The 23,806-nt window shown below is 59.2% G+C and carries 25 protein-coding genes and 1 tRNA gene; 15 read left to right on the top strand and 11 right to left on the bottom strand.

Annotation, left to right across the window (positions count from 1 at the left end; genetic code table 11):
- Positions 1 to 184: 184 nt before the first annotated feature.
- Both POF45_RS26295 and POF45_RS26290 read left to right on the top strand, forming a co-directional pair.
- Positions 185 to 1,234 carry an HlyD family secretion protein gene (locus POF45_RS26295; protein ID WP_259501698.1) on the top strand — a complete coding sequence of 350 codons (1,050 nt, stop codon included), beginning with the start codon at positions 185 to 187 and terminating at the stop codon, positions 1,232 to 1,234.
- Entirely contained in the window at positions 1,224 to 2,774 is a 1,551-nt protein-coding gene (locus tag POF45_RS26290; RefSeq protein WP_489739888.1) for an MDR family MFS transporter, read from the top strand. Before POF45_RS26295 ends, POF45_RS26290 begins: the two co-directional genes overlap by 11 nt.
- Positions 2,775 to 2,909: 135 nt before the next feature.
- On the opposite strand, the gene uvrB is transcribed toward POF45_RS26290, so the two are convergent.
- Positions 2,910 to 4,925 carry an excinuclease ABC subunit UvrB gene (gene uvrB / locus POF45_RS26285; RefSeq protein ID WP_259501692.1) on the bottom strand — a complete coding sequence of 672 codons (2,016 nt, stop codon included), beginning with the start codon at positions 4,923 to 4,925 and terminating at the stop codon, positions 2,910 to 2,912.
- A gap of 337 nt (positions 4,926 to 5,262) precedes the next feature.
- On the opposite strand from uvrB, the gene POF45_RS26280 reads away from it, so the two are divergent.
- Entirely contained in the window at positions 5,263 to 6,459 is a 1,197-nt protein-coding gene (locus POF45_RS26280; protein WP_282317057.1) for an amino acid aminotransferase, read from the top strand.
- Between the two features lie 223 nt (positions 6,460 to 6,682).
- Positions 6,683 to 6,883 carry a hypothetical protein gene (locus POF45_RS26275; RefSeq protein ID WP_282317055.1) on the top strand — a complete coding sequence of 67 codons (201 nt, stop codon included), beginning with the start codon at positions 6,683 to 6,685 and terminating at the stop codon, positions 6,881 to 6,883.
- On the opposite strand, the gene POF45_RS26270 is transcribed toward POF45_RS26275, so the two are convergent.
- Positions 6,880 to 7,110 carry a hypothetical protein gene (locus tag POF45_RS26270; RefSeq protein WP_208672134.1) on the bottom strand — a complete coding sequence of 77 codons (231 nt, stop codon included), beginning with the start codon at positions 7,108 to 7,110 and terminating at the stop codon, positions 6,880 to 6,882. The genes POF45_RS26275 and POF45_RS26270 overlap by 4 nt on opposite strands.
- A gap of 227 nt (positions 7,111 to 7,337) precedes the next feature.
- On the opposite strand from POF45_RS26270, the gene POF45_RS26265 reads away from it, so the two are divergent.
- Positions 7,338 to 7,413 (top strand) — tRNA-Asn (locus tag POF45_RS26265).
- Positions 7,414 to 7,526: 113 nt separating this feature from the next.
- Here POF45_RS26265 and POF45_RS26260 read toward each other — a convergent pair.
- Positions 7,527 to 9,044 (bottom strand): nucleobase:cation symporter-2 family protein, encoded by a 1,518-nt coding sequence (locus POF45_RS26260; protein WP_259501688.1) that lies wholly within the window; start codon positions 9,042 to 9,044, stop codon positions 7,527 to 7,529.
- A 255-nt stretch (positions 9,045 to 9,299) separates the two neighbouring features.
- Here POF45_RS26260 and POF45_RS26255 point away from each other — a divergent pair, with 255 nt between their 5' ends.
- Both POF45_RS26255 and POF45_RS26250 read left to right on the top strand, forming a co-directional pair.
- Entirely contained in the window at positions 9,300 to 9,581 is a 282-nt protein-coding gene (locus POF45_RS26255; RefSeq protein ID WP_282317054.1) for a BrnT family toxin, read from the top strand.
- 3 nt (positions 9,582 to 9,584) lie between these two features.
- The gene (locus tag POF45_RS26250; RefSeq protein ID WP_259501687.1) at positions 9,585 to 9,908 is read left to right on the top strand and encodes a BrnA antitoxin family protein; all 324 of its coding nucleotides are present in this window, start codon (positions 9,585 to 9,587) and stop codon (positions 9,906 to 9,908) included.
- Between the two features lie 4 nt (positions 9,909 to 9,912).
- On the opposite strand, the gene POF45_RS26245 is transcribed toward POF45_RS26250, so the two are convergent.
- Entirely contained in the window at positions 9,913 to 10,746 is an 834-nt protein-coding gene (locus tag POF45_RS26245) for an arylamine N-acetyltransferase family protein (protein WP_282317053.1), read from the bottom strand.
- Positions 10,747 to 10,857: 111 nt separating this feature from the next.
- Complete coding sequence (gene xth / locus POF45_RS26240; RefSeq protein WP_282317052.1) at positions 10,858 to 11,652, bottom strand: exodeoxyribonuclease III; 795 nt, start codon at positions 11,650 to 11,652, stop codon at positions 10,858 to 10,860.
- 289 nt (positions 11,653 to 11,941) lie between these two features.
- Between xth and POF45_RS26235 the strand changes: the two genes are divergently transcribed.
- Positions 11,942 to 12,274: a hypothetical protein gene (locus tag POF45_RS26235; RefSeq protein WP_282317051.1), complete on the top strand. Its 333-nt coding sequence runs from the start codon at positions 11,942 to 11,944 to the stop codon at positions 12,272 to 12,274.
- Between the two features lie 50 nt (positions 12,275 to 12,324).
- On the opposite strand, the gene POF45_RS26230 is transcribed toward POF45_RS26235, so the two are convergent.
- Positions 12,325 to 13,896 carry a sensor domain-containing diguanylate cyclase gene (locus tag POF45_RS26230; protein ID WP_259501679.1) on the bottom strand — a complete coding sequence of 524 codons (1,572 nt, stop codon included), beginning with the start codon at positions 13,894 to 13,896 and terminating at the stop codon, positions 12,325 to 12,327.
- Between the two features lie 210 nt (positions 13,897 to 14,106).
- Between POF45_RS26230 and POF45_RS26225 the strand changes: the two genes are divergently transcribed.
- On the top strand, positions 14,107 to 14,757 hold the full coding sequence (locus POF45_RS26225) for an HAD family hydrolase (protein ID WP_282317050.1): 651 nt from the start codon (positions 14,107 to 14,109) through the stop codon (positions 14,755 to 14,757).
- A gap of 109 nt (positions 14,758 to 14,866) precedes the next feature.
- Here POF45_RS26225 and POF45_RS26220 read toward each other — a convergent pair whose 3' ends face one another.
- Positions 14,867 to 15,532 carry a ribonuclease T2 family protein gene (locus tag POF45_RS26220; RefSeq protein WP_282317049.1) on the bottom strand — a complete coding sequence of 222 codons (666 nt, stop codon included), beginning with the start codon at positions 15,530 to 15,532 and terminating at the stop codon, positions 14,867 to 14,869.
- Between the two features lie 148 nt (positions 15,533 to 15,680).
- Between POF45_RS26220 and POF45_RS26215 the strand changes: the two genes are divergently transcribed.
- The gene (locus tag POF45_RS26215; RefSeq protein WP_259501668.1) at positions 15,681 to 16,148 is read left to right on the top strand and encodes a hypothetical protein; all 468 of its coding nucleotides are present in this window, start codon (positions 15,681 to 15,683) and stop codon (positions 16,146 to 16,148) included.
- A gap of 138 nt (positions 16,149 to 16,286) precedes the next feature.
- Here POF45_RS26215 and POF45_RS26210 read toward each other — a convergent pair whose 3' ends face one another.
- Both POF45_RS26210 and POF45_RS26205 read right to left on the bottom strand, forming a co-directional pair.
- Positions 16,287 to 16,595 carry a cupredoxin domain-containing protein gene (locus POF45_RS26210; RefSeq protein WP_259501666.1) on the bottom strand — a complete coding sequence of 103 codons (309 nt, stop codon included), beginning with the start codon at positions 16,593 to 16,595 and terminating at the stop codon, positions 16,287 to 16,289.
- A 14-nt stretch (positions 16,596 to 16,609) separates the two neighbouring features.
- Positions 16,610 to 17,578, bottom strand: coding sequence for a metallophosphoesterase family protein (locus tag POF45_RS26205; protein ID WP_259501663.1), 969 nt, complete (start codon positions 17,576 to 17,578; stop codon positions 16,610 to 16,612).
- Positions 17,579 to 17,731: 153 nt separating this feature from the next.
- Between POF45_RS26205 and POF45_RS26200 the strand changes: the two genes are divergently transcribed.
- Both POF45_RS26200 and POF45_RS26195 read left to right on the top strand, forming a co-directional pair.
- Entirely contained in the window at positions 17,732 to 18,244 is a 513-nt protein-coding gene (locus POF45_RS26200) for a sigma-70 family RNA polymerase sigma factor (RefSeq protein WP_259501662.1), read from the top strand.
- Entirely contained in the window at positions 18,237 to 18,998 is a 762-nt protein-coding gene (locus tag POF45_RS26195) for an anti-sigma factor family protein (RefSeq protein WP_259501661.1), read from the top strand. Before POF45_RS26200 ends, POF45_RS26195 begins: the two co-directional genes overlap by 8 nt.
- Positions 18,999 to 19,037: 39 nt before the next feature.
- Here POF45_RS26195 and POF45_RS26190 read toward each other — a convergent pair whose 3' ends face one another.
- Entirely contained in the window at positions 19,038 to 20,759 is a 1,722-nt protein-coding gene (locus POF45_RS26190; protein WP_259501659.1) for a L,D-transpeptidase family protein, read from the bottom strand.
- Between the two features lie 82 nt (positions 20,760 to 20,841).
- On the opposite strand from POF45_RS26190, the gene POF45_RS26185 reads away from it, so the two are divergent.
- Entirely contained in the window at positions 20,842 to 21,546 is a 705-nt protein-coding gene (locus POF45_RS26185; RefSeq protein WP_259501657.1) for a murein L,D-transpeptidase catalytic domain family protein, read from the top strand.
- Here POF45_RS26185 and POF45_RS26180 read toward each other — a convergent pair whose 3' ends face one another.
- Positions 21,547 to 22,383, bottom strand: coding sequence for a helix-turn-helix domain-containing protein (locus POF45_RS26180; RefSeq protein WP_282317047.1), 837 nt, complete (start codon positions 22,381 to 22,383; stop codon positions 21,547 to 21,549).
- Between the two features lie 162 nt (positions 22,384 to 22,545).
- Between POF45_RS26180 and POF45_RS26175 the strand changes: the two genes are divergently transcribed.
- Together POF45_RS26175 and POF45_RS26170 are read left to right on the top strand one after the other, a co-directional pair.
- Positions 22,546 to 22,713: a hypothetical protein gene (locus POF45_RS26175; RefSeq protein WP_259501653.1), complete on the top strand. Its 168-nt coding sequence runs from the start codon at positions 22,546 to 22,548 to the stop codon at positions 22,711 to 22,713.
- Between the two features lie 144 nt (positions 22,714 to 22,857).
- Complete coding sequence (locus POF45_RS26170) at positions 22,858 to 23,643, top strand: transporter substrate-binding domain-containing protein (protein ID WP_282317046.1); 786 nt, start codon at positions 22,858 to 22,860, stop codon at positions 23,641 to 23,643.
- The last annotated feature ends 163 nt before the right edge of the window (positions 23,644 to 23,806 follow it).

The following is a 23,806-nucleotide window of genomic DNA, read 5'->3' as shown; positions in this document are numbered from 1 at the left end:
CAAAGGGCGAATGGTAACAGGCGTTGCCCGCCCGGCTCCAGTGAGCAGGGCATTTAAGCCAAGGTTGCGCCTACAACGCCTGTAAGCCTCGATGAATAGCGGATGCCATTTACCGTTCATCGGCTGTGTGCCAGATTCTGCTACTGATAATTTTTCTTACACTTTCTCAACTAAAGTTTGCCCCATGCCTGCCCAACTCAAGCGTCGCCTGTTCATCTTCCTTGTGATCGTCCTGCTGATTGCCGGGGGCTTTTTCGCCCACTGGTTTTTCAAGGGACGGTTTTATGAAAGCACCGACAACGCCTACGTGCAGGGCGAGATCACCCGTGTCTCCAGTCAACTGGGCGCGCGCATCGATCAGGTTTTGGTGCAGGACAACCAGCACGTCGAGAAGGGCCAGTTGCTGATCAAGCTCGAAGGCGACGACTTTCATCTCGCCGTGGAGCGCGCCAATGCCGCCCTCGCCACCCGCGAAGCCGAACGCCTGCAAGCCCAGAGCAAACTCACTCAGCAGGCCAGCCTGATCGCCGCCAGCGATGCGCAAGTCGCTTCCAGTCAGGCCAGCCTGAGCCGCTCGCAGATCGACTTGTCCCGCGCCGAAACCCTGCGCAAGCCCGGCTATATCTCGGAAGAACGGGTGACCACCCTCTCCGCCGACAATCACATCGCGCGCTCGCAAGTGACCAAGGCCCAGGCCGATGCGCAAAGTCAGCGCCAGCAGGTCAATGCCCTGAGCGCCGAGATCAAACGCCTCGACGCGATGATCGCCAACGCCAGAACCGACCTCGCCCAAGCCGAACTGAACCTGACCCGCAGCGAAATCCACGCGCCCATCAGCGGCCTGATCGGCCAACGCGCCGCTCGCAACGGCCAGTACGTGCAGGCTGGCGCCTATCTGTTGTCGATCGTCCCGGACCAGGACATCTGGATTCAGGCTAACTTCAAGGAAACCCAGATCGGCCACATGCAACCCGGCCAAAAAGCCGAGGTGACTTTTGACGCCTATGGCGACACGCCCATCGAAGCCCGGGTCGACAGTCTGTTCGCGGCGTCCGGCGCGCAGTTCAGCCTGCTGCCCCCGGACAATGCCACGGGCAACTTCACCAAGGTCGTGCAACGGATTCCGGTCAAGCTGACCATCGCGGCGGACAACCCCTTGCATGGCAAGATCCGCCCCGGCATGTCCGTCACCGTTACCGTGAACATCAAAGACGCCCCTGGCGATGGCCGGTGATCAACTGATCCGCCCGGTCGGCGAACCGACCCGGCGCGACTGGATTGCGGTGATGAGTGTGATGCTCGGCGCCTTCATGGCAGTGCTCGACATCCAGATCACCAACTCTTCACTCAAGGACATCCAGGGCGCGCTGTCGGCGACCCTGGAAGAAGGCTCGTGGATTTCCACTTCGTACCTGGTAGCGGAAATCATCATGATTCCGCTGACCGCGTGGCTGGTGCAGCTACTGTCAGCACGCCGGCTGGCGGTGTGGGTATCGCTGGGGTTTCTCGCCTCGTCCCTGCTCTGCTCCATGGCCTGGAGCCTGGAAAGCATGATCGTGTTCCGCGCCATGCAGGGCTTTACCGGTGGCGCGCTGATCCCGCTGGCGTTCACCCTGACGCTGATCAAACTGCCCGATCACCACCGCGCCAAAGGCATGGCCATGTTCGCCATGACCGCAACGTTCGCCCCGTCCATCGGCCCGACCATTGGCGGCTGGCTCACGGAAAACTGGGGCTGGCAGTACATCTTCTATATCAACATCCCGCCGGGCCTGATCATGATCGCCGGCCTGCTCTACGGCCTGGAGAAGAAGGAAGCACACTGGGAACTGCTCAAGAGCACCGACTACGCCGGGATTCTCACCATGGCCCTGGGCCTCGGCTGTTTGCAGGTGTTTCTTGAGGAAGGCCATCGCAAGGACTGGCTGGAATCGGACCTGATCGTGACCCTGGGCAGCATTGCGCTGATCAGTCTGATCACCTTTGTCATTGTGCAGGTTTCCAAACCCAATCCTCTGATCAACCTCGGCATCCTGCGCAATCGAAACTTCGGCTTATCAAGCATTGCCAGTCTGGGCATGGGGGTCGGGCTGTACGGTTCGATCTATCTGCTGCCGTTGTACCTGGCGCAGATCCAGAACTACAACGCGTTGCAGATCGGCGAAGTGATCATGTGGATGGGCGTGCCCCAACTGTTCCTGATTCCGCTGGTGCCGAAACTGATGAAAATTGTCTCGCCGAAGTGGCTGTGCACGCTGGGGTTCGGCCTGTTCGGGCTGGCGAGCTTTTCATCGGGGGTGCTGAACCCGGACTTTGCCGGACCGCAGTTCAATCAGATCCAGATCATCCGCGCACTGGGCCAGCCGCTGATCATGGTCACTATTTCGCTGATCGCCACCGCCTACATCCTGCCGCAGGACGCGGGCTCGGCATCGAGTCTGTTCAATATCCTGCGTAACCTGGGCGGCGCAATCGGCATCGCCCTCCTCGCCACCCTGCTGGACGCACGGACCAAGACCTACTTCGATTATTTGCGCGAGTCGATTGTGCCGGGCAATCCGCAAGTGGCCGAACGCATGGCATCGATGACGGACCGGTTTGGCAGCGACACGGCGGCGCTGGGCAAGATGAGCGAAATTGTGCATCAGCAGGCGTCGATCATGGCCTACAACGATGCGTTTCATTTTGTCGGGATTGCGCTGGGGATCAGCATGGTGGCGATTTTGCTGACCAAGGCGCTGCCGGCGGGGATCAAGGCTGGGGAGGCGCACTAGCAATTTATTGCAGCGCTCCTCCAGACGCCTTCGCGAGCAGGCTCGCTCCCACATTGGACCGCGTCAGTCCAGACAACTCGGTCAATGGCGGGAGCGAGCCTGCTCGCGAAGAGGCCGGCACATTCAGCCCAAGAATCAAACAGCCAACAACCGCTCCCGCAACTTGCCAATCTCGTCGCGCATCTGCGCCGCCGCTTCGAATTCCAGGTCGCGAGCGAGCTGGTACATCTTCTCTTCCAACTGACGAATGCGTTTGGTGATCTCGCTCGGTGAGCGCAGTTCGGCTTCGTACCTGGCGTTTTCCTCGGCGGCCTTGGCCATGCCTTTGCGCTTCTTGCTGCGCGAACCCGGCACGGTGGCGCCTTCCATGATGTCGGCGACATCCTTGAACACGCCTTTTGGCGTGATGCCGTTGGCCAGGTTGAACGCAATCTGCTTGTCGCGACGGCGTTCGGTCTCGCCAATCGCCCGCTCCATCGAGCCGGTAATCCGGTCGGCGTACAAAATCGCCCGACCATTGAGGTTACGCGCCGCCCGGCCAATGGTCTGGATCAGCGAGCGCTCGGAACGCAAAAAGCCTTCCTTGTCCGCATCAAGGATCGCCACCAGCGACACCTCGGGCATGTCCAGACCTTCACGCAACAGGTTGATCCCCACCAGCACGTCGAACGTGCCGAGGCGCAAGTCGCGAATGATCTCGACCCGCTCCACCGTGTCGATGTCCGAGTGCAGATAACGCACCCGCACGCCGTGGTCGGCCAGGTAATCAGTCAGGTCTTCGGACATACGCTTGGTCAGCGTGGTGACCAGCACCCGCTCTTCGAGAGCAACGCGCTTGCCGATTTCCGACAGCAAATCGTCAACCTGCGTCAGCGCCGGACGGATTTCGATTTGCGGGTCCACCAGACCGGTCGGGCGCACCAGTTGCTCGACCACGCGACCGGCGTGCTCGGCTTCGTAATTGCCCGGTGTGGCCGAGACAAAAATCGTCTGCGGACTGATGTTTTCGAACTCGTCGAAGCGCATCGGCCGGTTGTCCAGCGCCGATGGCAGGCGGAAACCGTATTCCACCAGCGTCTCTTTACGGGAGCGGTCGCCCTTATACATCGCGCCGACCTGCGGCACGCTGACGTGGGATTCGTCGATCACCAGCAAGGCATCGGCCGGCAGGTAGTCAAACAAGGTAGGCGGCGCCTGGCCGGATTCACGGCCCGACAAGTAGCGCGAGTAGTTTTCGATACCGTTGCAGTAACCCAGTTCGAGGATCATCTCCAGGTCGAAACGGGTGCGCTGCTCCAGTCGCTGCGCTTCCACCAGTTTGTTGTTGGAGCGCAGATAGTCCAGGCGTTCCTGCAACTCGGCCTTGATTCCGTCGATGGCACCGAGCAGGGTTTCTCGCGGCGTCACGTAGTGGCTTTTCGGGTAGAAGGTGAAGCGCGGCAGCTTGCGGATGACTTCGCCGGTCAGCGGGTCGAAGGCCGACAGGCTCTCGACTTCATCGTCGAACAACTCGATGCGGATCGCTTCGAGGTCGGATTCCGCCGGGTAGATGTCGATCACATCGCCGCGCACGCGGAAGGTGGCACGGGCGAAATCCATGTCGTTGCGGGTGTATTGCAGATCGGCGAGACGACGCAGCAACGCACGCTGGTCGAGCTTGTCGCCGCGATCCACATGCAACACCATTTTCAGATAGGTTTCCGGGCTGCCCAGACCGTAGATGCATGACACCGTGGTGACGATGATCGCGTCCTTGCGCTCCAGCAAGGCCTTGGTCGCCGAGAGCCGCATCTGTTCGATGTGATCGTTGATCGAGGCGTCCTTCTCGATGAAGGTGTCGGACGACGGCACATAGGCTTCGGGCTGGTAGTAGTCGTAGTAGGAAACGAAATACTCAACGGCATTGTTCGGAAAAAACGCCTTGAACTCGCCGTACAACTGCGCCGCCAGGGTCTTGTTCGGCGCCAGCACCAATGTCGGGCGCTGCACCTGGGCGATCACATTGGCAATGCTGAAGGTCTTGCCCGAACCGGTCACACCGAGCAACGTCTGGTGCGCCAGCCCGGCGTCGATGCCCTCGACCATCAGGCGGATGGCTTCCGGCTGGTCGCCGGCGGGCTCGAAGCGGGTAACTAGCTGGAATTCAGACATGAACTACCTCTGGGATCACTCTTGCCGGGCGAACCGACACGAACGAGAAAGACCGCAAACGACCGATGTCGCCCGAGGGAAAAAACTGGATTGTGCTCAATGTGGAGCCGATTGCCCGCGCTTTCAAGGCAAACGTCCTACATCCCTCGAAGTCTTTGACGACGGCATTCGACTAACGGTCGAAAAATAATCGGAAAAATCTGGGAAAAATCCCGAATCGTCTGTCGCCATCGATTGCAGATGGCCTCTATACTAGCTCCCCGTTTGTGCACCGCTCTAGTGCATTCGGCTGGAGCGCCACACGTCCCTCCACACTCCATTCAGAGCCGCCGCAAAAATGAGCCTGTTCTCCGCTGTCGAAATGGCACCACGCGATCCAATCCTGGGCCTCAACGAAGCATTCAACGCCGATACTCGAACCACCAAGGTCAACCTGGGGGTCGGTGTTTATTGCAACGAGGAGGGGCGAATTCCACTCCTGCGCGCCGTTGTCGAAGCCGAGACGATTCGCGTCGCTCAGCACGCGTCCCGTGGCTACCTGCCGATCGACGGCATCGCCGCCTACGATCAGGCCGTGCAAAAACTATTGTTTGGCAATGACTCGCCACTGATCGCCGCTGGCCGCGTCATCACCACACAAGCCGTTGGCGGTACGGGCGCGCTGAAAATCGGTGCCGACTTCCTCAAGCAACTGCTGCCGAACGCCGTCGTCGCCATCAGCGACCCGAGCTGGGAAAACCACCGCGCGCTGTTCGAAACCGCCGGTTTCCCGGTGCAGAACTATCGCTACTACGACGCCGCCACCCACGACGTCAACCGCGCCGGCCTGCTCGAAGACCTGAACGCGCTGCCGTCCGGTTCCATCGTCGTGCTGCACGCCTGCTGCCACAACCCGACCGGCGTGGACCTGAGCCCGGCGGACTGGAACGACGTGCTGCAAGTGGTCAAAGCCAAGGGCCACGTGCCGTTCCTCGACATGGCCTACCAGGGTTTTGGCGATGGCATCGACGAAGACGCCGCGGCTGTGCGCCTGTTCGCAGAATCGGGCCTGACGTTCTTTGTCTCCAGCTCGTTCTCCAAATCCTTCTCGCTGTACGGCGAGCGCGTTGGCGCCCTGTCGATCGTCAGCGAATCGAAAGAAGAAAGCGCGCGCGTGCTGTCGCAAGTCAAACGCGTGATCCGCACCAACTACTCCAACCCGCCGACCCACGGTGCAAGCATCGTCGCCGCCGTGCTGAACAGCCCGGAACTGCGCGCCCAGTGGGAAACCGAGCTGGCCGAAATGCGCCTGCGGATTCGCGGCATGCGCACGCAAATGGTCGATCTGCTGGCGAAAAACGCTCCGCAGCGCGATTTCAGCTTCGTTGGTCGTCAGCGTGGCATGTTCTCGTACTCCGGCCTGACGGTTGAGCAAGTCACCCGTCTGCGCAACGAGTTCGGCATCTACGCCCTGGACACCGGCCGCATCTGCGTGGCTGCGTTGAACCAGAGCAACATCGACGCGGTAACCAAGGCCATCGTTGCGGTGATCTGAGTCACTGTGTGATACGAAAAACGGGAAGCCATAGGGCTTCCCGTTTTTATTTGTGCTGGAAAAGCCTGCGCAACCTCTAGACTGCACACCAATCAAACGGTGGGAGCGGGCTTGCTCGCGAAAGCGGTGTGCCAGACGGCATTGATGTCACTGCCCGGATGCTTTCACGAGCAAGCCCGCCCCCACAGGTTTTTGTGTACACCTTGAGACTGCGAGAACCCACATGAAAAACGATGACCTACGCGCCGATCCCAACGATCTGGACCACTTCGTCCCGCGCACCCCGGCCAAACGTGGCAACAGCCTGGTGCTGCAGATAGCGGCAGGCGTGTTTCTCGGCGGCCTCGCCTTGTGGCTGGTGCAACTGGCTGCCACCTCGTTGTATGCCAAGCTGATGCTCGGCACTTTCACGTTCGGCGGTTAGGCCAGTTCGGATGCACGTTGACTGGCTGCATCGTCATAGGCGACGTACAGCGATTCGGCAACCTGGCTCTTGATCGCCTTGGCGCTTTCCAGGCCCAGAACAAAACCCTCGGCCTTGCCACCGGCGCGATTCAGATCGTCGGCGGTGCTGGCCTGGGTAATGGCGTCGAACAGTTTCTCGGCGTGAGGACCTACGCCTTTTGGCAGGCTGATCTGGGCGATGCTCATGCGAACACCCCGCTGTTTTGCAGTGTAGAAACTGGGTGATTCATGGCACATACCTTTTCGGCGAATGGCCGGTAGCGCGTGAAACCACTTCCGGGCCGCCATGGTAGACCCCTGAGGCACTTCTGGTAACCGCCAATGCGTGTTAAACCAATGCCCGACGTGGCAAATCCATGAAATTGCCAATTGATGCTTGACTTCTCTTTTCGAATCAGTAACATACACGCCATTCCGCGATAGCTCAGTTGGTAGAGCAAGTGACTGTTAATCACTGGGTCCCTGGTTCGAGTCCAGGTCGTGGAGCCAGACAGCAATATTGAAAAAGCCCCTGAATCGAAAGATCCAGGGGCTTTTTTGTGGGCCTTGGAAAGTCAAAAGATCGCAGGCTGCGATCTTTTGATTCAACCGCCTTTTAGCCCTCAGACATGCTCACTGCTTTTCACCTGCACCGCCCGCGGCTCGGCCGCCCCATGCGCCGCCTCGACCACCGGGATCTCGTTCCCGTCGCAGTCATGCAGTTTACCGTCGCTGAAATAATCCCCTTCACGCAACGCCGCCAGATCCTGATAGCGCAGCACGCGTTCAGCGGCAGCGGCAAACACCGACTGCTGATCCGAGTTGCCGGCAGTGAAGTGGTTGAAGGTCAGGTTCAGCAAAATAGCCATGATTGCCGAGGAACTGATGCCCGAATGGAAGATGGTCGCGAACCAGCTCGGGAAGTGATCATAGAAGTTCGGCGCGGCGATGGGGATCATGCCGAAGCCTATGGAGGTGGCGACGATGATCAGGTTGACGTTATTGCGGTAGTCGACCTTGGACAGCGTACGAATGCCGCTGGCCGCTACGGTGCCGAACAACACAATGCCCGCACCACCGAGGACCGACGTTGGCACGGCGGCAATCACCCGGCCCATGAACGGCAGCAGGCCGAGGATCACCAGAAACACACCACCGGTTGCCACCACAAAGCGGCTCTTGATCCCGGTGACCGCCACCAGACCGACGTTCTGGGCAAAGGCACTCTGGGTAAAGGAACCAAAGATCGGCGCGATCATGCTCGACAGCATGTCTGCACGCAGGCCGTTGCCCAGACGCTTTGAGTCGACCTTGGTGCCGATGATTTCACCGACGGCGAGAATATCGGCCGAGGTTTCCACCAGCGTCACCATGACCACGATGCACATCGACAGGATCGCGGCGAAATGGAAGATCGGCATGCCGAAGTGAAACGGCGTCGGGAAGCCAAACATCGGCCCTTGGGTGACAGACGAGAAGTCCGCCATGCCGAGGAACACGGCGATGACAGTGCCGATGACCATGGCCAGCAGGATCGACAGGCGAGAGATGGTTGCGCTGCCAACCTTGCTCAGCAACAACACCAGCACCAGGGTCAGCGCCGCCAGACCGATATTCGCCATGCTGCCAAAGTCCGGGGCATGACTGTTGCCACCCATGGCCCAACGGGCGGCCACCGGCATCAGCGTCAGGCCAATGGTGGTGATGACAATGCCGGTGACCAGCGGCGGGAAAAATTTGGTGATGCGCGAGAACACTGGCGTGATCAGCAAACCGATCAGTGACGCCGCAATCACCGCGCCGAGAATCGACTGGAAGCCGCCCTCCCCGCCACTGGTGACAATCGCCACCATGGTCGCGACACCGGAAAACGATACACCCTGAACCAGCGGCAACTGACAGCCGAAAAACGGCAGGCCCAGCGTTTGCAACAACGTCGCCAAACCACCTGCAAACAATGAAGCAGCAATCAACAAACCGATATCTGCCGGCGACAACCCGGCCGCCTGGCCGATGATCAAGGGCACCGCGACGATGCCGCCGTACATGGTCAGAACATGTTGCAGGCCATAAGCCATATTCGCGCCGACCCCGAGGTTTTCATCCTCAGGCCGTGGGTGTGAAACATGGGGCGTTTTCATGGTTGGGGGGTTCCCTGGTTTTTGTTATGCGCACACTGTATTCAAGACTCGGTACAAATGTCTATAGAGTTGTATACAACTCACCGGTCATATTCTGGACACATATCCATTCCGGCCGATGGCGTGCGCCTGCTGCCGCACTAAAAACCTTGCAATACATGCGCCGAGTGCCTTGCCCCTACCCCGCTAGTCTTTTGTTTTCCAGGCGACCATCGGTACGGTCGTTCTCTTTTTTATACATATAAAGTATGCATAATGAAGCCATTCGAAATTCAGTACGACAAGGCAAAGAATGCGGCCAACAAACTCAAGCACCGGGGTATCAGCCTGGCCGACACGGAACCGGTGTTTGACGACGAGCAGGCGTTGCGGCTGCACGACAACGACCATGACGAGCAGCGGTGGATCATCATGGGGCGCGATGCCAAAGATCGCTTGCTGGTGGTGGCCTACACCTGGCGTGATCCGAATTTCGTTCGAATTATTTCCGCGCGTCTCGCCACAAAAAACGAGCGTCGCCAGTATCTGGAGATTTAACCGATGAAAGACGAATATGACTTCACCAACGCCGAGCGTGGGGCAGTGGCTGCAGGCAAAGGTAAAACCCGCATCACCATCATGCTCGATGATGCCGTGATCGAAGCCGCACGCGACCTCGCCGAGAATGAGGGATTTGGTTATCAGACCGTGATCAACAACACCCTGCGGCAGGTCCTGCTGGCAAAGAAGGGCAAAGCGACGGCCAGCGGACACGGCCAGTTGAAAAAAGGCCTGTCCGCCAGCGAGCTGAAAAACCTGGAAAAGAAACTGTCAGAGCTGGCCAGTGATATCCATCGAATGATGGAGCCCGATGCCCGACCCTAGGCCGTCAAGGTGCGGCAGTACTGATCAACGCTGCGAGCGTGCGCCTCAAACCGGCATGCACGGGCACCTGAATGGCGAACTCACTGTGCAGCAACGCCAGCAGTTCATCCACATCAACGACCTCGCGCCGCTCGCTCTCCTGACCCAGGTGATGAATCGCAAAGCTGCCGTTATTCAAGGTGCGGCGCACGCCCTGCCCGGTGCGCGCCACCATCAAACGCTGGAGAAACGGCGATTCGGGGTGTGTCGAGACATACCAGTTGCCAAGGGCGAAATCGATGTCTTCCTGGCGCTGCAAATCGAAGATGTACATCGCTCGCCATTCACCGCCGACGTTGGCCCGCAAGGTGTAGCCATCTTCGTGTTGCTCGATGCGATACGGTTCATGAGGCGTGAGCTGCTCGGCCGTCGTATCGAGCAGCAGCGGCGCGGTGGGCACCATGCCGCCGAAGCCGACGTCGGTGATATAGCGCACACCGTCCAGCGTCACCAGGCTCAAGCGGTGCGTGCGGGCGGTCCACGCACCTTCAGGTTGCCCCAGCACCACACGACCGCTGATGGCCCGAGCATCGAACCCCAACGCTTGAAGCAGCGCCAGAAACATCGCATTGAGTTCATAGCAGTAGCCGCCCCGCCCCTCGTGCAGGATTTTGCGCTCTACCGAAGGCAAGTCGATGAACACGGGCTCACCCGATAACGTGGTCAGGTTTTCGAACGCGAATGCCCCGGTATGGTGCAGTTGAAGGTGTTGCAGGGTCGCCAAAGTGGGCGCTGGGGGCGTGTCGAACCCAAGACGCTGGAGATAGATCGCGGTATTCGTCAGACGTGGTTCACTCATCGCTCGGTCCTTATGCACGGGCTCGCGGATCAATCCGCTAATGGCCGCCATGTATAAGGGATAACGCGCGTTGACCGACAATTGATTTAGCCAATCGACGCCCCAAAAAAATCAACGCCGCTTGCGTGAGCCCAGGCGAATCCAGGTGGGTGCGTGATCGCTGGCATGGGGCTCGTTACGCACCCAGGCATCGACGCCGGCCTCATGCAGATAAGGACTCAGCGCCGGATTGAGCAGCAGATGATCGATGCGCAACCCGGAGTTTTTCTGCCAATGCTGACGGAAGTAATCCCAGAACGTGTAGAGCCGGTCTTGCGGGTAAAGGTGTCGCAGCGAATCGGTCCAGCCCTGATCCAGAAGCCGCTGATAGCACTCGCGACTCTCGGGTTGCAGCAGCGCATCCTTGAGCCAGGATCGCGGGTTGTAGATGTCCAGGTCAGTCGGCACCACATTGAAATCCCCTGCCAGCACCACAGGGTGTTCACTGCTCTGGAGCGCCTGTGCGTAGCTGATCAGCCGCTCGAACCATGCCAGTTTGTAATCGAACTTCGGCCCTGGCTGCGGGTTGCCGTTGGGCAGGTACAGACATCCCACCAGCACCCCGTGGACTGCCGCTTCCAGATAGCGACTCTGGGTATCGGAGTCGTCACCGGGCAAGCCGCGCCGACTCTCCAGCGGTTGCGCATCCCGGGCCAGAATCGCCACGCCATTCCACGATGCCTGGCCTTGCCAGAGCGCGCCGTAGCCAGCAGCCTCCAGTTCGCCGGCCGGAAAGGCGCTGTCCGCTGACTTGAGTTCCTGCAGGCAGACGATGTCCGGTTTTTCCCGCGCCAGCCAGGCCAGCAGGTTCGGCAACCGGGCACGCATGCCGTTGACATTGAAGGTCGCGATTCGCAGATTTTTCATCGAGCCGACTCCGGATAGCGAGGGACTTGATATGTGACTGCCGCGCGCGCAGAGGGTTGCGTCAGGTGCGGCAACACCTGGAAAGCAAACTGGCGCAATACGCGCCCGCGTTGACGAATTCGCCTACCTGCCAGGAATTCGGCCGCAATGCCCGTGAATACCGGGTGTTCAATAAAACGCTGGCAGCCGGCCGCGCACACTGATTACCTACCGCTCGTCATCTAAACGGCACCAAGCCGCCCCCATGTCCCACCAACATCATGTAACCACTCATCTTTGGAGACTCAACATGATGAATACCAGAATTGCCGCGCTATTGCTGGCCGGCCTGTTGTCTGCCACATCTGCGGCGTCTTTCGCGGCCGGTGGCGGCAGTGGCAGTGGCAGCGGTGGAAGTGGCAGCGGCAGCGGAAACGGAGGCGCCCAGACCGGCCAGACTGGCCCCAACGGCGGCTCGACCATGGCCCCCGATAACACCAACACTCCCAGCACACCGACTGGCGGCCCCGCGTCAGACAACGACAGCCCCGGCACGGGGGTCAATGGTGGCAGCACCGGCTCCGGGGCCGGCACCACTGGTGGATCCGGTACACCGATCGGCACAGGCCCTTCGGGCGGTTGACCCTCTCGCATCGGGCCATGACACAAGTCTTGGCCTGATCGCCTGCCGTATTACCGGTCCGAACGCATCAAGGCCTCGACACCACCTTCCAGCGAGAGCACAGCCGAACGGTTTCGCCCCGAATGTTTGGCCTGATACAGCGCTGCGTCGGCGCGCTGAATGAACACTTCGATGTCGTCACGACCCGTGGGTACAAACGAATAGCAACCAAGGCTGACCGTGACATAACCGGTCGGTGAACCGCTGTGGGTGATGTTCTTGTCCATGACAGCGCGCCGGACCTGCTCGGCAATCGCCAGCGCGCCATGAATATCCGTGTCGGGCAGCAGCACCGCAAACTCCTCGCCGCCATAGCGAACCGCCAGATCGGACTTGCGATGACAGCAACTTTTCAACGCTTTCGCGACTTCGGCCAGGCAGTGATCCCCTGCCACATGGCCATACGTATCGTTGTAACGCTTGAAAAAATCAATGTCGAGCATCACCAGACTCAGCGGGCTGGACTGCCTGGCACCCCGCCCGAACTCGATTTCCAGTGCCCGCTCGAACAGCCGCCGGTTCGCCAGTCCGGTCAGGCTGTCGTGCGTCGCGATCAGTTCCAGGGCCTCCTGGGCCTTGCGCAAATCGGCCTCGATCCGCTCGCCATCGCGCACCTGATGAATGAACACCCAGCCAAACAACCCCACCCCGAGTACCACCATGGCCACGATCACACTGGATTGAAACGCCGTCGCGTACCAGCTCTTGAGAATCGCATCCCTGGACGACGCCGCCGAGACCACCAGCGGATAGGCGTCGAGTTGCCGATAGCCATACAAACGCACGGTGCCGTCGACTACCGAGCCGATCATCGCGTTGCCGGAGCGTGCACTCGGCAGGTGCTTCTGGAAAATCGTTCCTTGAGCCAGCGACGTGCCGATCTGTGATTCAACGAACGGCCGCCGCGCCAGCAAAGTGCCGTCGGTCAAAGCCAGAAACATTGAGCCATTGCCATCGATGCTGAAGCTTTTGAAGAACTGATCGAAGTACGACATCTTGATACCGGCCATCAAGACGCCCTGGAAATTGCCGTTCTTGTCATTGACCCGCTTGGACACCGGAATGATCCAGTCACCATTTTCCCGACTACGAATCGCCGGGCCGATATGCGCTAAGGACGATACGTTTTGCTGGTGAAACTTGAAGTACTCGCGATCCGACACACCCAAACCACGGGGCAGGTCCGAGTAAGACGTAATGACCCACTGCCCCTGCTTGTCGAACAGAAAAATCCCGTGCAATTGATCCAGCGTCAGCACCCGTCGGGCAAAGGTTTTTTGCAGGCGCGCCAGTTGGGTCGGGCCAAATCCTTCGACCTGGATCCAGTCCGCCAGGCTCGTCAGCACCAGATCGGCCTTCATGAAGGTGTCTTCAGCCTGCTGGGCCATCGCCCGGGTCAGGTTTGACGACGCCGCTTCAGCCAGCTCCAGATCATGACGGCGCGACTGCTCCAGTTGCAGGTACAACAAACCACAGAGGCACAGGCACACCGTCGCGATAAACAGCACCGCTGCCTTGAGCAGTGGCAAGCGTTTCAAAGCGCCACCGGGGGCGTGCAACGGGTCGTAAATGGGGATAGGCAAAGGCGCGTCCTGGAGGGTCAGTCGTGGGCGAAAACCCAAAACCCTTATTTTTGTGAGCCTAGGGGGCGTTCTCAATTAGTTTTCACGCCGCGAAACTAATTGAGAACGCCCCCAAGTCTACGGGCAAGTTCATGACTAAAGGGAAAAGCCTCTCTGCTAGTCTCATCGACCTCAAGCCTTGTACAACCGGTTTACCCATGGAGGAAACACATGCGTACTCAGCATCATCAACCCCCTGTCGACACCGTGGTATTTGATCTCGGCAATGTACTTATCCGCTGGAACCCCAGAAACCTTTACCGAAAATTGTTTGGCGCCGACGTAAGGGCCATGGAAACGTTCCTCAGTGAGGTGTGTAACAGCGCCTGGAACGAAGAGCAGGACCGGGGTCGGACGTGGCAGGCCGGGGTTGCAGAAGCCATTGCCCGCCACCCGGCTCAGGAGACCTTTATCCGCGCCTATCAGGAGCGTTGGGAAGAAACGCTCGACGGTGCCATCGAGGAAACCGTGGAGATTCTCGACGAACTGCACGGCAAGGGTGTCCGGCTGCTGGCACTGACCAACTGGTCCGCCGAAACGTTCCCGATTGCGCTTGAGCGGTTCGAGTTCCTGCAACGGTTCGAAGGGATTGTGGTATCGGGTGTCGAGGGGCTGATCAAGCCTTCACCGGAAATCTTCCAGTTGCTTCAGTCACGCTACGACGTGGACAGCCGTCGGGCGGTGTTCATCGATGACCATTTACCGAACATCGAAGGAGCACGGCGGATGGGCTTTCATGCCATTCAGTTTTTCAATGCGGGGCAATTACGCGAGGATCTGTCGAAATTCGGCTTGATCGATGCCAGTGATGTAACCGTCTGAACACCAAAGCCCCTTGTGGGATCGAGACTGCTCGCGATAACGGTCGCCCATTCAACCCCAGTGTTGAATGCAACTGCGCTATCGCGAGCATAACGTATGCGCCCCGAAATCAGCGCGAAGGCGGAACCCGGATATCACCCGTGCGACACTGGGTTTTCACGCCCTTGCCGCAAGCCCCGAACCCCAGGTCCTTGCCCATGCACACCCGCACCTCCGACAGTTCCGGGCCGCTGCAGATAATCGCAATCCCGTCAGCCGGAATACCGGGGTTAGCCTGGCGAAACATGTTGGCGATTTCCTGTGCCTCGAAGTAATACGAGTTGCTGAACGGCTGCAACTTCTGCGGAATGTTGACCGCACCGACGGCCTTGTCCGCTGCGTCCATATAACCCATCGCGCCAAGACCGCTGCAGGTGCCGTGTTTGGCCCATTCGTGGTCCAGCAGTTTCTGGGTCGGAAACAGCGTCAGGCCCTTGGCATTTTCCGCCGGGGACAGGGTTGTGATCGGCGGGCACGATTCCGGCCAGCCGCCACCGGCGTACTGCGGCCACAGACCGTGAAGCACAAAGCCGTAGCCCTTGGCGGAACACTGGGCATCGTCTTTGTGAGTGAGGCAGAACGTTGGCGACCAGGACAGCGTCAGCAGGTAGTAGTCGAATACGCCGGCCACCGATTCGGCCTGGGGTTTGGCGCTCTGGGATTGACGAGCCGTGCTCAGACCGATACTGCCGAATGTCAGCGCGATGAGCGCGACCACTGTGTAAAGCTTTTTCATAACCCACTCCTTGGGGATGATGGTGATGGCCCGTGATTGGCCAAGGGATGGTTTTGCCACGCTTGTGTTGCAAGCACATGACGCGAGACAAAACGTGCAGTACCTTGAAAGGGCTACGATCATTCTTACATCACGAGAAGGAACCGACATGAGTAAGGCAGACGAGCTCGCCGCTAAATTGAAACAGACCCGGCACATTGGCGCCGAGCAGGCGATCGACAGCTGGCCAGGACAGGTTTACGAACTGTATCACCGCATTGAAGCGTGGCTGCACCCGCTGACGGAGGCGGGGCTGACCCTCAAGCGCATTGCCACCCATGTCATTGAAAGCCACCCGGAAGGTGTGGCCTATGACTACGCCATCGATCAGTTGCAGATCGAAGGCAATCATCACAGCATCACCTTCGACCCGATAGCCCGCTTCACCAGCGATGGCCAGGGACGCATCGAGATCCGCCTCAAGGACAAGGAGATCCCACTACTACGCACCGTGAATGCACACGGCGAATCGCAATGGTGGCTGCAATCGATCGAGCAGTCGGGGCAACAACCGGATGCGGTGGCGCTGACAGAGGTGAATCTGCTGTCGGTGATTCAGGATGGGTTGGAGCTCTGATCCTATTCCCGGACCCGAATGGATCCATTGTGGGAGCGAGCCTGCTCGCGATAGCGGTGTGTCAGTCAACATTGATGTCGAAGCTGACGACCCCTTCGCGAGCAGGCTCGCTCCCACAGGTTATCGGTGTTGATCAGTTCACTGCGTGACCACAATCCGGCCAATCATCTGCGGATGCAGCACGCAAAAATACTCATATTCCCCCGGCGTATTGAATACATAGGAAAAGCTGTCATGGGTGTCCAGTGCCCCGGAGCGGAACACCTTGTGGGTTTCCGACACGGTGTGGGGGATCTGGTCATCATTGACCCACGTCACCTTGGTCCCCACCGCCACCGTCAGGTCCTTGGGGCCGAACATGAATTCCTTGATGTCGACGTTCACGTCCTGGGCCCACACCGGCACCGACAGCATCAAACAGCCAGTCATCATCAGCAGCCTGTTCATCTCAATGCCCTCCCCTAGACCAGCGTCGAATCAATCAGCGCCAATGGATGATCGCCCTGTGTCGCCTTCACGTCGGTAATTCCCAGGTAATTACGCAGTTGATCGGCAGCCACCGTCATGGGTCCCGGAGCGGGTGCCGCTCCCGGTGCAGGCTGCGGATACGCCGTACCGCGTGCGGTATGGAAAGTGATGTTGCCTTCGACCTTTTGAATGACCTGATGAATATGGCCATTGAGTACCGTCACCGAGCCGTACTTGCGCAACAGGGCGATGGCCTGATCGCCGTCCTCGGTGCCCCAGCCCCAAGGCTGATAAATCGTCCACAGCGGAATATGGGTAAACACCACCACCGGCGTGCTGGTTGCCACCGCACGCAGGTCATCGGCCAGCCATGCCAGTTGATCGGCGCCCAACGTGGCCTCGTGCCCGGCCTGAAAGTTGAAGACATTGACCAAAGCGATGAAGTGCACGCCATGGTCGTCGAAGCTGTACCAGCCATTGCCCTTGGTGCCCTTGCCGTAACGCTGCAAATAGAGCTGGCCGCCGCCCTCGTCGAGCGTGTCGTGTTCCCCCGGTATGTAGTGAATGGTCGACGGCAGGCCTTTGAGCAGTTGCGCAGCGGTGTCGAACTCTTCCGGTTTCGACAGGTGAGTGATGTCGCCGGTATGGAGAATCAGCGAAGGCGGTTTCGGCAGCGCGATGACCTTGTCGATGGCCACCTGCAAGGTCTTCACCGGGTCCGGGTTAGCCTCCTTGTTGAAGCCGATGTGCGAGTCGCTGATCTGCACGAAGTGGAAGCTGCTGGCCAGCGCCTTGGGATCAGACACCTTGCCGTCATCATCCAGCGCAAAAGCCCGGGGAATGCCGCCACTCAAGGCCCAGATAACCCCGGCGCCGGCCCATGCGGAGCACTTGAGCAACGTTCGGCGATCAGGATTCAACGGGCCATCGGTACGGCGTTGCTGTTGGGTGTGAATGTCCATCGGTGTGCCCTCGCTGGCGGACTACAGTGAAGTAGCTGACACGAGTACAACCGGACAGGACGCCGCTTTATTCCACAGCGAAAAAGAAGTTTTTTCCCGGGAATAAAACCCGACGGATCGCAGTTATACGGGTGACACGATGCGGAAATCACGATGAAGCGATTTGAGGAATTGTTTGCGCCCCACATGGACGCGGCCTACAACCTCGCACGTTGGCTGACCGGTAACGACAGCGCCGCCCGTGATGTCGTGCAGGAAAGCGCCCTGCGCGCCTTCAGATTTTTGCACCGTTTCACCGATGGCAACCCCAAGGCCTGGTTCCTGACCATCGTGCGTAACGAAAGCTACACCTGGCTCAAGGCTTCGGGCGGCCAGCATTGGGTCGCTATCGGCGATGAACTGGCCGAAGACGACATTGCCCTGAGCCACAGCCAGACCCCGGAACTGCTGGCCATCCACACCGAAGATGCCGCGCTGATCCAGCAAGCCCTGGCCGCCCTGCCCCCGGCGTTTCGCGAGGTGATTATTCTCAAGGAGCTGGAAGACATGCCCTACAAGGACATCGCCCTGGTGGTCGATATTCCCATCGGCACGGTGATGTCGCGACTGGCCCGCGCCCGGGCCATGCTCAAGCTGGAACTACTGAAGTTGCACCGCCATGAATGACCACGACTGCACCATTTGCCAGACGCTGATTCACGGCTATCTGGACCAGGAACTGGATTCGGCCCAGGCCAGAACCGTGACCGAGCACCTGGCCGGGTGTGCCGAGTGCGCGCGACTGCACGATGAGATCCGGCTAATGAAAACAGCCGTGAAGCGGCATGTGCTTTACTACCCGGCACCGGCATCGCTGATCCGTCACGCAACACCTCGCAGCAGCACTTTCGAGCGCGTGCGCCAATGGCTGGCACCGGCCTTTTCCGCAACGGCGCTGGCGCTGGCAGCGGTGCTGTATATCGCGACGCCATCCAGCGAACAGCCATTACTTGAAGAAGCCGTGTCGAGCCATGTGCGCTCGTTGATGGGCGAACATCTGAATGACGTGGTGTCGTCCGACCGCCACACCGTCAAACCCTGGTTCACTGGCAAACTCGACTTCGCCCCTCCGGTGTTCGACTACTCGGCGCAGGGCTTTCCATTGCTGGGCGGACGCCTGGATTATCTGCAACACCAGACCACCGCGGCACTGGCGTATGGGCGGGCCAAGCATGTGATCAACGTGTTTATCCTGCCCACCCCCGACGCGGACAAGGCCCGGCAGAGTCAGTCGATACGCGGGTTCAACGTGGTGTACTGGCAGGAAAATCACATGCGGTTCGTGCTGGTCTCCGATCTGGAGAAAGGTGAGTTGGAGGCGTTTAGTCAATTGCTCAACAAAGGTTCCCCACAGGAGCTGCCGAACGCGGCGATCTTTTGATCTTGATCATCCGAGCGCGGCCCGAGCCTCCGACAGCGCCTACAGTGCCTTTGCCTGCAAATCCATCACCGGCACCGGCGAAGGCCGATTCAACGCCTTCAACACCGGATCGTCATACCCATACACATCCGGTTTAAATACCACCCGCCCGTCACTGCTCATGTCCACCGTCCAGTAGGCCAGCAACACCGGCACCTTCACCGGCAGCCGGATGTTCTCGGTTCGGCCATTGGCCAGCTGTCTTTGAATCCCGGCATTGCTCCAACGAACCGGATCGTTGAACAGCAACTCAACCAACTGCAATGGATTCTCCACCCGGATGCAGCCGGAACTGGTCGCCCGGTTATTCTTGGCAAACAAATCGCGGTGCGGCGTGTCGTGCAGGTAAATCGCGTAGTCGTTGGGGAAGCGAATCACCACCTGCCCCAGCGAATTCTCCGGCCCTGCGTCCTGACGCAAGGTAATGCCACGCGGGTTATTCCAGTCAATGGTCGACGGGTTCAGCGTCTTGCCTTCGCGATCCAGCGCGCGAATCCGATTGGCACTGAGGTAGCCCGGATTGCTCAAAATCTTCGGCAACATATCCTGCTTGAGAATCGTCGGCGGCACCGTCCAGGTCGGATTGAACGTGATGTAGGTGATCTCCGACTGGAAAATCGGCGTGCTGCGAAACGGCTTGCCGACCTGTACCCGAGAACGCCAGATCGGACTGCCGTCGCGGTACATCGCGACTTTGTACCCGGCAATGTCAACGATGACGAACGTGCCCTTGAGTTTGTACAGCAGCCAACGCGCCCGCTCCATGTTGACCCGCACCTGATCGATACGCGCCTGAACCGGCACGTTCAGCGCCGCCAGCGTCGTGGCACCGGCGACACCGTCTGCGCCCAGATACTGTTCGGTTTGATATTTCTTCACCGCAGCAATCAACGCGCCATCGTAGTCGGTGCGCTTGACCAGGCGCGGATCAAGATAACCACCGGCCGCCAAACGAGCGCGCAGTTGACCAATGGCCACGTTGTCCATGCCCGGCTTGAGCGACTGACTGTCCGCCACTCTCGGCCAACCGCCACGACCGCGCACCGCACGCAGGTGCGCCAACGCTGCGCGCAAGCCGCCATACACGGCCTCTTGCGGCGGTGCCTGGGCGAAAGCGCGTGCGACGTCGTGATCATCGAGGGCTGCAAAAAAGACATTCACGTCTTCACGGGGATCGACACCAGACGGATCGAAATTCCAGTGCATGTCCAGCCGCGACGGATCAACCTTGCCCCGGCGCAACTGCAACAGCGCGGTGATGTAAGTACGGGTGGCGGCAAGGTCGAAGCTTGCCCGTTGCGCCGGCGTCGGCTCGCTGGTCTGCATCGAAGTGTGAGCAGCGGCCAGGTCATTGATACGGAAGTCCGCAGGGTCCAGACCGTCGATCTGGGTGTCGCCAAGGCTTTTCAGGAGTTGGGCGACATCGTTGTCGTCAGCCCAGGCAGCGCGAAAGCCGCGATGCGCATAAAAGTCCAGCACTACCCGGCTGACATCCACGCGCTGATGGCGCGGCGAAGTGATCAGGGGTGGAAATGCAGAAACCAGCGGTTCAAGCACGCCATGGATGGCCTGAGCGACGTTATCGTCAGGTGCCGCTTCAACTACGCTGATGGCTGACGTTGTCGGCTCAATCGGCGAATTTTCCGCAAGCACTGTGCCGCTGATCAGAAAGCCCATAATAAAGACGTGGCTTATGACGAATAACCTTGATAGTTGCCCCATGGATAATCCTTAATTCCCGCATTCAAAAAGCTTGGCACCCTGCGCATTGCCAGGCTCGATCAATTCATGATGAGACAACTTTATGGCGCTACATCGCTTCGGCTTTCTCCTTGTCACCTTGCTGCTGAGTTCACTTTGCGTCCCTGCAGCCTACGCCGATTCACTTGAAGCCGCGCTGGTCAAAGCGGCCCCCAACGCCAACGCCGAGGTCATTTCACTGGCCGTCCGCGCCTCTCAATGCAGATTGGCCCAAGGCGCAGAACCTGTCCAACGCCTTGCCGTCATCGACTATTCCCTACCTTCGACCGAACAACGGCTCTGGGTGTTCGATTTAAAGAAACGCAAATTGTTGTTTCACGAACTGGTCGCCCACGGTCGCAACAGTGGCGAAAACATGGCCAGCCAGTTTTCCAACAAGAATGAAAGCAACGCCTCAAGCCTGGGGCTGTACCGGACGCGGTCGAGCTACCTCGGGCACAACGGTTATTCGCTACGCATGGAAGGCCTGGAACCGGGTTTCAACGACAACGCGTTTGACCGCGCCATCGTGATTCACGGTGCGCCGTACGTGAGTCCAGTGCTGGCCCGGGCCAATGGCCGGATCGGTCGCAGCCTGGGTTGCCCGGCGGTGCGCCCGGCGATTGCGCACAAGCTGATCGATTCAATGAAGGATGGGCAGTTGCTGTTTTCCTACTACCCGGATCGGCGCTGGTTGAAGTCATCGGCATTTATCAACTGCGGCGCCGCCACCATGGCGGATGCGGCGAAACCGAAAATCAAGCGCTGACTACTTCTTCGCCTCCAGGCCTTTCAAGCGTTGCCAGGCTTCACTGTCCGGCTCGGCGGTGTAGACCAGCAGGAACTGTTCGGCCTCCTCGGTGCAAGACAGCATCTGCCAGTCGAGGGTCATGCGCCCCACCTCGGCATGCAGGAATGTCTTGCTGCCGCAGGTGGGACTCGCCACCAGATGGGTTGCCCACCAACGCCGAAAATCTGCGTCGCGCATGGACAGCTCGCCGATCAGTGACGCCAGTCTTGGGTCATCTGGATGGCGAGCGGTGTCCATGCGCAAAAACGCCACGCAGCTGCGGCCGTTGCTTTCCCAATCGGCATACAAACCGCGAAACACAGGGTCGACGAACGACAGGCGAATCAGGTTGCGCTGCTCGATCGGTACCGTGGAAAAATCCGTATAAAGTGCCGCCGCCAATGGATTCCACGCCAGCACATCCATATACCGACCAATGACAACCGCTGGCACCCCTTGCAGACTGTCCAGCAAACGCCGGGTTTGCGGGCCGACCTGTTGCCGCCGCTGTTCATCGGGAACGGTTCTGCCCAACCGCGCCAGACGGTAGAGATAATTCGAGTCGTCCTCTTGCAGCCGCAGGCTTCGGGCGACCGCGGCCAGCGCGGATTTTGACGGGGACAGCCGCCCTTGCTCCAGGCGCGTGTAGTAATCGACGCTGATGCCGGCCAGCAACGCGACTTCTTCGCGACGCAAACCGGGCACCCGGCGTGGCCGCCCAACCGCTGCCGGAAGGCCGACCTGGGTGGGCTCAAGTTCTGCACGACGGGCCCTGAGAAACTCGCCGAGGTCGTTTTTTCCGATGTCTGTATTCATGGGCGAATCATTGCGCGATCGCGTCCGGCGGGGAAGGCCCTCTTTATCATACGAACAATTTTCCCGGGAACCGTCCTCTCTTTTTGCCACCCCCCTTTGGGCTCAATCTTCACTTCGTCAGCCGCAGCCAGCGGCTTTGCAGCGAACCTGTGGAGTATCCCCATGAAGACCAGCGTCAGCTTCCAAAGCAACGGCCTCAAAGTCGCCGGCCACCTCTATACCCCCGCCGACCTGCAACCCGGCGAACAGCGCCCGGCTATCGTGATCAGCCACCCGTTTGGCGGCGTCAAGGAACAGAAGATGGAGGCGTTTTTCAGCCAACATCTGTAATCGCTGCCAGTTGGAAACGCGAAGATTAAAAAGGGCGCCCGGCAACAGGCGCCCTTTTTTCGTTACACATCGACGGTTAAACCTGTCCAACTTTTACCATTACACTGACCGCCATTGCCCCCATTCCAACAAAGCCCGGTCACCATGAAAAACACAAAAAGCACCCTCATGCTCGGCGGCCTGCTCGCCTTTTCGTTCAGCGTCCAGGCAGAACCGTCACACCTGGACAGCGTCCAGCAACAAGGCCAACTGCGCGTTTGCACGACCGGCGACTACAAACCCTATACCTACAAATCCGCAGACGGCGAATACTCAGGCATCGACATCGCCATGGCCCGCTCCCTGGCCGACAGCCTCGGCGTCAACGTGCAATGGGTGCCCACCACCTGGAAAACCCTGATGCCCGACATGCTCGCCGGCAAATGCGACATTGGCGTCGGCGGTATCACCGTCACCCTTGAGCGCCAGAAAAAAGCCTTCTTCAGCAACATGCTCAACGTCGACGGCAAAATCCCCCTCGTACGCTGCGAAAACCAGGCGAAGTACCAGACCCTCGAACACATCAACCAGCCTTCCGTTCGCCTGATTGAACCGGCCGGTGGGACTAACGAGATGTTTGTCCATGCCTTCCTGCCCAAGGCGCAACTGCGCCTGCATGACAACGTGACCATCTTTCAGGAACTGCTGGATAAAAAGGCCGACGTGATGATCACCGATGCGTCGGAGGCGATGTATCAGCAGAAGCTGAAACCGGAGTTGTGTGCGGTCAATCCCAAGCAGTTCATGCAGTACGGGGAGAAGGCTTACTTGCTGCCTCGGGATGATATGACGTGGAAGTTGTATGTGGATCAGTGGCTGCATTTGGCGAAGGTGACGGGGGGATTGAAGAAGATTCAGGGGGAGTGGCTGGCGGTGCCTGGGGCTGAGTAACGCATCACGAGCACCTCACTCAATGGCTGCAAACGAAAATAACGCCCAATACAAACCTGACTATAAAAACTACAACTGCGATGTTCTATGGGGCGACGACACAGACTACGACTTAGACAACAACATACTGGAGCCATAAGCGCGGGTTTTAGCGAAGCCATTG

Origin of the sequence: Pseudomonas fungipugnans (genome assembly GCF_029955235.1) — a bacterium.
Taxonomy (GTDB): Bacteria; Pseudomonadota; Gammaproteobacteria; order Pseudomonadales; family Pseudomonadaceae; genus Aquipseudomonas; species Aquipseudomonas fungipugnans.
Note: the sequence above shows the minus strand (reverse complement) of the source record. Positions and strands in the feature narration are given on the sequence as shown.

Bases quoted from the DNA above. Each gene is read 5' to 3' on its own strand.
- POF45_RS26295 (WP_259501698.1), top strand. From the start codon at position 185: ATGCCTGCCCAACTCAAGCGTCGCCTGTTCATCTTCCTTGTGATCGTC.
- POF45_RS26290 (WP_489739888.1), top strand. From the start codon at position 1,224: ATGGCCGGTGATCAACTGATCCGCCCGGTCGGCGAACCGACCCGGCGC.
- uvrB (WP_259501692.1), bottom strand. From the start codon at position 4,925: ATGTCTGAATTCCAGCTAGTTACCCGCTTCGAGCCCGCCGGCGACCAG.
- POF45_RS26280 (WP_282317057.1), top strand. From the start codon at position 5,263: ATGAGCCTGTTCTCCGCTGTCGAAATGGCACCACGCGATCCAATCCTG.
- POF45_RS26275 (WP_282317055.1), top strand. From the start codon at position 6,683: ATGAAAAACGATGACCTACGCGCCGATCCCAACGATCTGGACCACTTC.
- POF45_RS26270 (WP_208672134.1), bottom strand. From the start codon at position 7,110: ATGAGCATCGCCCAGATCAGCCTGCCAAAAGGCGTAGGTCCTCACGCC.
- POF45_RS26260 (WP_259501688.1), bottom strand. From the start codon at position 9,044: ATGAAAACGCCCCATGTTTCACACCCACGGCCTGAGGATGAAAACCTC.
- POF45_RS26255 (WP_282317054.1), top strand. From the start codon at position 9,300: ATGAAGCCATTCGAAATTCAGTACGACAAGGCAAAGAATGCGGCCAAC.
- POF45_RS26250 (WP_259501687.1), top strand. From the start codon at position 9,585: ATGAAAGACGAATATGACTTCACCAACGCCGAGCGTGGGGCAGTGGCT.
- POF45_RS26245 (WP_282317053.1), bottom strand. From the start codon at position 10,746: ATGAGTGAACCACGTCTGACGAATACCGCGATCTATCTCCAGCGTCTT.
- xth (WP_282317052.1), bottom strand. From the start codon at position 11,652: ATGAAAAATCTGCGAATCGCGACCTTCAATGTCAACGGCATGCGTGCC.
- POF45_RS26235 (WP_282317051.1), top strand. From the start codon at position 11,942: ATGATGAATACCAGAATTGCCGCGCTATTGCTGGCCGGCCTGTTGTCT.
- POF45_RS26225 (WP_282317050.1), top strand. From the start codon at position 14,107: ATGCGTACTCAGCATCATCAACCCCCTGTCGACACCGTGGTATTTGAT.
- POF45_RS26220 (WP_282317049.1), bottom strand. From the start codon at position 15,532: ATGAAAAAGCTTTACACAGTGGTCGCGCTCATCGCGCTGACATTCGGC.
- POF45_RS26215 (WP_259501668.1), top strand. From the start codon at position 15,681: ATGAGTAAGGCAGACGAGCTCGCCGCTAAATTGAAACAGACCCGGCAC.
- POF45_RS26210 (WP_259501666.1), bottom strand. From the start codon at position 16,595: ATGAACAGGCTGCTGATGATGACTGGCTGTTTGATGCTGTCGGTGCCG.
- POF45_RS26205 (WP_259501663.1), bottom strand. From the start codon at position 17,578: ATGGACATTCACACCCAACAGCAACGCCGTACCGATGGCCCGTTGAAT.
- POF45_RS26200 (WP_259501662.1), top strand. From the start codon at position 17,732: ATGAAGCGATTTGAGGAATTGTTTGCGCCCCACATGGACGCGGCCTAC.
- POF45_RS26195 (WP_259501661.1), top strand. From the start codon at position 18,237: ATGAATGACCACGACTGCACCATTTGCCAGACGCTGATTCACGGCTAT.
- POF45_RS26190 (WP_259501659.1), bottom strand. From the start codon at position 20,759: ATGGGGCAACTATCAAGGTTATTCGTCATAAGCCACGTCTTTATTATG.
- POF45_RS26185 (WP_259501657.1), top strand. From the start codon at position 20,842: ATGGCGCTACATCGCTTCGGCTTTCTCCTTGTCACCTTGCTGCTGAGT.
- POF45_RS26180 (WP_282317047.1), bottom strand. From the start codon at position 22,383: ATGAATACAGACATCGGAAAAAACGACCTCGGCGAGTTTCTCAGGGCC.
- POF45_RS26175 (WP_259501653.1), top strand. From the start codon at position 22,546: ATGAAGACCAGCGTCAGCTTCCAAAGCAACGGCCTCAAAGTCGCCGGC.
- POF45_RS26170 (WP_282317046.1), top strand. From the start codon at position 22,858: ATGAAAAACACAAAAAGCACCCTCATGCTCGGCGGCCTGCTCGCCTTT.